The organism is Candidatus Phytoplasma pruni (genome assembly GCF_001277135.1).
Lineage (GTDB): Bacteria > Bacillota_I > Bacilli_A > Acholeplasmatales > Acholeplasmataceae > Phytoplasma > Phytoplasma pruni.
This window is the reverse complement of the sequence record NZ_LHCF01000021.1, coordinates 1-6,468: the sequence shown is the minus strand read 5'-3', so window position 1 is coordinate 6,468 and position 6,468 is coordinate 1. Positions and strand designations below refer to the sequence as shown.

The following is a 6,468-nucleotide window of genomic DNA, read 5'->3' as shown; positions in this document are numbered from 1 at the left end:
CAAAATACCCTTTTTTAAAAGGGTATTTTGTGTTGTTTTAATTTATGTTTTTTCAATTAATTGTTTAAATAGCTTTAAAATGATATATAATATAGTTATAAATAGAGAAAAAAATTATTACTTAATGTATATTTCCCGCAACCAAAAAATAAATAATTTTAACTTTCTTTCGAACTTATCACCTACTCTATACTTGACTTTTAAGGCGCACAGAACCTCTTTAATATTTTAAAATGGCAATGCCAAAAGTTTTTAAAAAAGTTCACATTTGATGTTTATAGTATATAATTGAAATAATTAATAAATATTTAAACTCAAATGATTATATATGTTAATATCAATTTTTCAAAGTTATACGATTTTAATTCGCCTCTTTTAAGTAATAAAAAATAAAAGGAGAACTAGAAAAATGAGCGAAAAAGAGAACCAAAAGAAAATAAATTATTTAGACTTTTATTCATATATTTAATTTCTATTATTGTGATATTAATTTCATTTTCCTACTTTAACATCAATTATAATATAAATTAGAATTAGATATTTTTAACCATCAATTGTTGGCGATGAATAATGGCAATCATAACGTTAATTTTGCAAGAAATGAACGTCGAACAAAATATAATTGTCCAACAAATTTTTAAAGCTAGGAAGAACAATAATGCCTCAGCAGAAGTTATTAATGACCTTGTAAGACAAAATATACAATTAAGTCAACGTTATTGCAAACCAACAAAATATTGTGCATAACGCTATATCACGTGAAAATAATCGCAATCAATCAAATAGAAGTAATAACCGAAAACCTTAAAATAAATAAAAAAGTCTAATTATAATGTTTTTCAATTCCCAAGAAAAAAACCGTCTCAAAAAGACGGTTTTTTATTTTAACTCTTTGGAGATCATTTTTTCGTTTAATTTTTAATTTACAAATTTTTTTATTAGGTGGTTAATTCATATAAAGCTTCTGTGTAAATCATAGTTAACTTCATTAAAGTTTGAATAGATATATTTTCATCTTTTTGATGAAATAAAGCGTTTTCTTTGGGAAAAATTGGCCCAAAAGCGACTAAATTAGGGACGGTTCTGACAAAACTACCTCCGCCTCTGGTTAAAGGTTGAGAAACTAGATCATTTGTATGTTTTTGATAAGCTTTCATTAAGGTTTGCGATAAAGGACTTTTAGGACTTTGATAAAATAAAGCTTTATGAAAATATACATGCACTTTAATATTATTTGTTTGTGCTTTTTGGTTAATTTGAGTCATAATATCTTCATATTTGATGCCTTTAGGATATCTTAAATCTAAATAAAAAGAGGCTTTATCGCTGTCATAAGTAAAAACTCCACTAAATAAGGTAAGATGTTCTGTTTCAACATCTAAATGCTTAATCCCCATTTTTTGACCATCTGAACTATCTACTACATAATTATTTAAAAAATTAAGAAAATTATTTTCAATATTTAAAGCTTGCAGGATTTTGATTAAAGCATCGTTAGCGTTTATACCTTGGTCTGGAGCGGAACCGTGAAAAGCAGAACCTTTGACTTCGATAGTGATTCGATCGTTTTGTTTGGTAAAAGTAGCGTTTATATCATTTTTTTGGATATATTGTTGAAATAAAGTTTCATAATGAGGTTCATAAACTAAAACCGCTTGAGCTAAATCCGGTACAATATTTACTTTAGAACCACCTTGTATACTGATAATGCGGGGATCTGTGCTTTCAGTTTGTAAAGATAAAACCACAAGGCCTTTTTCCGCATAAACTAAAGGAAAATAACTATCAGGAACAAAACCAGCAACAGGGATTTCCGGATGTTTTTCAAAGTAATGATCCACACAGCGCCATTCGCATTCTTCATCTAATCCTAAAACAAATTTCACTCTTTTCTTTAAAGGAATGTTTAATTCTTTTAAAATTCTTAAAGCAAAATAAGAAGCAATAACGGGACCTTTATTATCTTGAGAACCTCTAGCATAAATTTTACCATCCACTATTTTAGCTTCATAAGGAGGATAAGACCAATGGTTGCCGGCGGGAACAACATCTAGATGTCCTATCATACCAACCCAATCTGTTTGATTACCGTATTCTATATGACCGGCATAACCATCAACATTCAAAGTTTTAAAACCATCTTTTTGTCCTAAATTCAACATAAAATCAAGAGCTTCTTTTAATTTTTGCCCAAAAGGAGCGCCTTTATTTTCTGGTTTAAATGCTTCTAATTCGCTCTCTATTCTTAACAAATCTTGCAGAGTTTTAACAATAATATCTTCTCTTTTTAAAACTTCTTTTCTAAAATCAAACATTATTTATCTCCTTTTTTTAGTTTATTTTTGGATATTTACTATAATTCAGAAAAAAGGACAACATGCGGTAAAACCATTTATCTGTCGAAATTAATATTTTCGAGCATTAATTTTACTTTTAGCGAAATTTAAAAATAACGAAAACAAATAAGTTAAAATGGCTAAAAAGAAAGCGGTTAAAAAAAGATAAGAATACCCTTGTTTTGCTTTTCCCAATAAACCGCCTATAATGCCAGGTTTGTGAGGATTAATGAAATTATAAGGATATTTATAATCTTCCCCTTTTATTTTGCCGATAATTAAATAAATAATTAAATAAGTCAAAGGATGGATAATCCCTAAATAAGCTTTTTTACAAGATATACCGATATTTTTTTTTGAAAAATAAAAGACAGTGTATAAAAGAGGGATAATAGTGTGTTGAAAATCAACAGTTTTAAAACTAAAGTTTTTAATTTCATCTCTATCTAGAATCGAATGATTAATAATCGCAGTAAATAAAATGCTCACTAAAGTTATAAAAGTTAAAACAACAAAGCTCTTTTTTTTTCGCCAAGGAGTAAAGGATAAAAGCATCACTACTAAAACTAAAAAATTACTTTGATAAGTGAACATATTGAATAATTTTTTCCAATCATGCAACAAGTCTGTTCCTTTAATAACTTTTTCATCCACTTGTGCGATAAAAACTCCTAAAGCGATCGATAACAAGCCCAAACAGAATAAAAAATATAATAATTCATAAATTCTACCTTTGGATGTATTTTGGTCTGATAAATTCTTTTTAATAATTTTCTTTTGATTCATGTTGAATAACCCTTCTTTGAAGAAAATTGATAAACATCACCTTTTAAAACGCTGATTTTATCTTATTATAAAAAAATATTTTTATAATACAAAATTAAATTAATTTATTCTGATTTTGAAAGTTTATAAAAAAGTTTTTTTATAAATTCACAAATACATCATAAAATTTTATTTTATCATATTTGTTTACTCAATTATGAATTTTCTTTGAAAAAAACATGTTTCATACTTAAAAAAGAAGGCTTTTTTTAGGTTTAAAAAGTTATCTCTTTATTTTCAAAATTAAAAAACAAAAAAATAATCATTAAAAAATAAAACCTATACCAAACTCAACGAAACACTTTTATATTCTTTTCAAAAACAGATTAGAAAAATACTTAAACGATTTCGTCATAGACCAAATACAATTCATTATCATAATTTAATGTTGGAAGGTTATTCTATCACGCAAAAAGCTATGTTTGAATATGATATTAATAAAAGTACCGAAATAAATTTGGAAACTTTTATTAGTTATCGCGTTCTTCATGATGTTAGTGATTTTTGATGTGATTTTTCTGGCAAAAAATCTCACTCTTCTAATCACCAATATGTTAAATAGGGAACGTTTGAACTGTTCCAAAAGTTTAGACACTTTTTACTTTTTAAAAATTCTTTAAGACTAACCTATTAAGTTAGTCTTTTTTCTTTTCTAGACTAAAAAAATAATTTCTTATCTTTTCTAAGAATATTTTTAGAAAGGAATCAAATGTTAAGACAAGAATTATTTAAAGAATTTTTAAAAAATAATAAGAATTTAGAAATGCTTAATCAATTAATCAATTTACATTTGCCCTTAGTAAATAAATTAGTTAAGCGATTTAAATATTATCCACGTGTCCTTCAAAAAGATGATTTATATCAAGAAGGAGTTTTAGGATTAATCAAAGCTTTAGATAATTATGTAGATTTAGGATATGACTTTATTGCTTACGCAACTCCAACCATCAAATCAGAAATCAAAGAATTAATAAGAAAAAGCCATTCTCCTTCTGTTCCCCAAAAGACTCATAAATCTAATAACACTTCTTTTCAAGAAGAAAAACACACACGGCATTATCAAATTCCTAATCCTCATCAAATATGGTTAAAACAAGTAAATCATGAACTATTTTTAAAAAAACTAAAAACTAAATTAAGTAAAAAAGAATTTAATATCATTAGATTAAGTTTTGACATTCCTTTAGGAAATATTCATGAAACTTATCAACCGAGTTATTCTAATCAAGAAATAGCCTATAAACTTAATTTAACTTTAAGACAAGTAGAAACTCTTAAAAATATAGCAATCAATAAATTGAAAAAATAAATTATATGAAACTAGAAAATATTTTCTATCTTTTAATATTTTTCTTGCATTGTTTGTTTCTATTATCTTTGGTTGAGACTTATTACTTAATGTAAAATTTAAACTCAATATAAAACAAAGAAAAATAACTTTACCAAATAACTACAACATCATCAACATTAAAAATAATTAAAATAAGGAGAATAAAAAAATGTTAAATACAGTTCAATTAATTGGTCGTATCACTCATGATCTTGACAAACAATATCTTAAGGTTAACAACGAACAAATTCCTAAAATAGATTTTCAATTAGTGGTTAACCAAGGAAAGGACAAAGTTCAATATATTCCTTGTGTGGTTTTTAGAACCCAAGCTGAAAATTTTCATAAATACTTACATAAAGGATCTAAAATTTATCTAGAAGGAACATTATCTGTCCAAAAATACACTAACAACGAGGGCCAAAAGAAAACACATACCAAAGTTATCGTCCATAAAGTGATCTTTTTAGACAATAAATCTGCCCCAACTGATAATTTACGATTTTAAAACAACATATTATTATATCCTCATTTCAAATAGGTAAAAAAATAGAACCTCGGGCAGAGTCTTTATTTCTATAATAATGGTATCTTTTTGTACCGTTATTTTTATTTTAAAATAAAAGAACAAATATAAAAGAACATTAATATTAAATATCTTAACTTTTTAAAAGAAAACCATAAAGGAGAATAAAAAATCATATGAGCGACGCCATGACTGAAATATACCGCGGGACTTACTTCAAAGACCGCAATAAATTAAAACCAAACAATAAAACCAAAAAAACAAAAAGGAGAAACCCAAAAATGACTAAAAAAGAATTAATCAAAAACATAGCTGAGGCAAATAAAACCTCAATTACCAAAATCGAAGAATTTTACAATTCATTCGAACATACCCTAATAGAATCCATTACTTCTAACGAAGAAGTAACATTATCATCTAAACTCGGTAAATTCATTTTAAAAACAAGAAAAGCTTATGCTGGTAGAAACCCACAAACAGGAGAAAAAATAAAAATACCTGCAAAAACGGTAGTAACTTTCAAATTATCTAAAACCATTAAAGATAAAGTGAAAGATTTAACATTAGAATAAACCAATATCAAACAAAAGGAGATTTAAATATGAATAAAAAAATTAAGAAAAAAACAAACCTCAATGCTAACGAAACAAAAAAAAATCAAAAAAACGAAACACATAAATTAACGGCTAAACATGCTTTAACAGCTAAGAAATTACAAAAAGAAAAAGAATTAATTGCTTTACAAGAACAAGAAAAATTACTCACAGAAGAAGAAGAGATAGAAAATACCCTTTTACCAGATATAGCTCATAAATTAAAAAATCCTGATTTAAAAGAAGAAGATAAAAAGAAAATCATAGAGGAAAAAACACGTTTAACGACTCAATTAGACGACACTCAAAAACAAATTAATAAAATACTTCAAAAAATAAAAATCATTCAAGAAATCAATCATTTAGAAAAAGAAATTGCTGAAGCACAAGAAGCCGAAGAAGAAAATTATTTCACTCATCTTTTAAATACGCGTAAAGAACAATTACAAACGCAATTAGAAACTTTAAACTAATTTTTTATGCCAACAAATATTACTCCCCTCTTTAAAAGAGGTTGGAGTTGTTTGTTATTTGCTGGGGGGGCTTTTTAATCGCTGCTTTATTATTTCAATGGGGAAGTTCTTTGCCGAAAACCCATCTTCATTTGCCTTTCAAAGAACCAATTAAAGAAGAAACAGTTTTATTAAAAGAAACACAACCTTCTTCTTTTAAACCTTTATCTCCTGAAATTGATAATTTTTATTATCATTCTCTTTTACCTTTAAAAGAACAAACTTATCAAAATACAGAATGTTATAACGTTTATTTAGGTGAAAATACAGGAATAAAAGAAGTCATGGGATGGTTAAAATATCATTTTCCTGTCAAAACTTTTGAAAAAGATTTTAGTTATGCGTT

General features: G+C 26.3%; 6 protein-coding genes and 1 pseudogene. 5 read left to right on the top strand and 2 right to left on the bottom strand.

Annotation, left to right across the window (positions count from 1 at the left end; all coding sequences use genetic code 11):
• Window positions 1–938: 938 nt before the first annotated feature.
• Window positions 939–2,315 (bottom strand): dipeptidase PepV, encoded by a 1,377-nt coding sequence (gene pepV / locus CPX_RS02430; protein ID WP_053521589.1) that lies wholly within the window; start codon window positions 2,313–2,315, stop codon window positions 939–941.
• A gap of 90 nt (window positions 2,316–2,405) precedes the next feature.
• On the bottom strand, window positions 2,406–3,122 hold the full coding sequence (locus tag CPX_RS02425) for a Pr6Pr family membrane protein (RefSeq protein ID WP_053521587.1): 717 nt from the start codon (window positions 3,120–3,122) through the stop codon (window positions 2,406–2,408).
• Window positions 3,123–3,870: 748 nt separating this feature from the next.
• Here CPX_RS02425 and CPX_RS02420 point away from each other — a divergent pair.
• The 5 genes and pseudogenes from CPX_RS02420 to CPX_RS02400 form a co-directional block, all read left to right on the top strand.
• Complete coding sequence (locus CPX_RS02420; protein ID WP_053521585.1) at window positions 3,871–4,470, top strand: sigma-70 family RNA polymerase sigma factor; 600 nt, start codon at window positions 3,871–3,873, stop codon at window positions 4,468–4,470.
• A 190-nt stretch (window positions 4,471–4,660) separates the two neighbouring features.
• A complete protein-coding gene (locus tag CPX_RS02415) occupies window positions 4,661–4,999 on the top strand; it encodes a single-stranded DNA-binding protein (RefSeq protein WP_053521584.1) in 339 nt (112 codons plus the stop codon).
• Window positions 5,000–5,298: 299 nt separating this feature from the next.
• Window positions 5,299–5,589: an HU family DNA-binding protein gene (locus CPX_RS02410; RefSeq protein WP_053521591.1), complete on the top strand. Its 291-nt coding sequence runs from the start codon at window positions 5,299–5,301 to the stop codon at window positions 5,587–5,589.
• 29 nt (window positions 5,590–5,618) lie between these two features.
• The gene (locus CPX_RS02405; RefSeq protein ID WP_235443260.1) at window positions 5,619–6,083 is read left to right on the top strand and encodes a hypothetical protein; all 465 of its coding nucleotides are present in this window, start codon (window positions 5,619–5,621) and stop codon (window positions 6,081–6,083) included.
• Window positions 6,084–6,130: 47 nt separating this feature from the next.
• Window positions 6,131–6,468 (top strand): annotated as a pseudogene (locus CPX_RS02400) (hypothetical protein); the annotation flags it as partial.

What these genes read in the sequence shown, in the direction of transcription:
- pepV (WP_053521589.1), bottom strand. Translation starts at nt 2,315, where the DNA reads ATGTTTGATTTTAGAAAAGAAGTTTTAAAAAGAGAAGATATTATTGTT.
- CPX_RS02425 (WP_053521587.1), bottom strand. Translation starts at nt 3,122, where the DNA reads ATGAATCAAAAGAAAATTATTAAAAAGAATTTATCAGACCAAAATACA.
- CPX_RS02420 (WP_053521585.1), top strand. Translation starts at nt 3,871, where the DNA reads ATGTTAAGACAAGAATTATTTAAAGAATTTTTAAAAAATAATAAGAAT.
- CPX_RS02410 (WP_053521591.1), top strand. Translation starts at nt 5,299, where the DNA reads ATGACTAAAAAAGAATTAATCAAAAACATAGCTGAGGCAAATAAAACC.
- CPX_RS02405 (WP_235443260.1), top strand. Translation starts at nt 5,619, where the DNA reads ATGAATAAAAAAATTAAGAAAAAAACAAACCTCAATGCTAACGAAACA.
- CPX_RS02415 (WP_053521584.1), top strand. Translation starts at nt 4,661, where the DNA reads ATGTTAAATACAGTTCAATTAATTGGTCGTATCACTCATGATCTTGAC.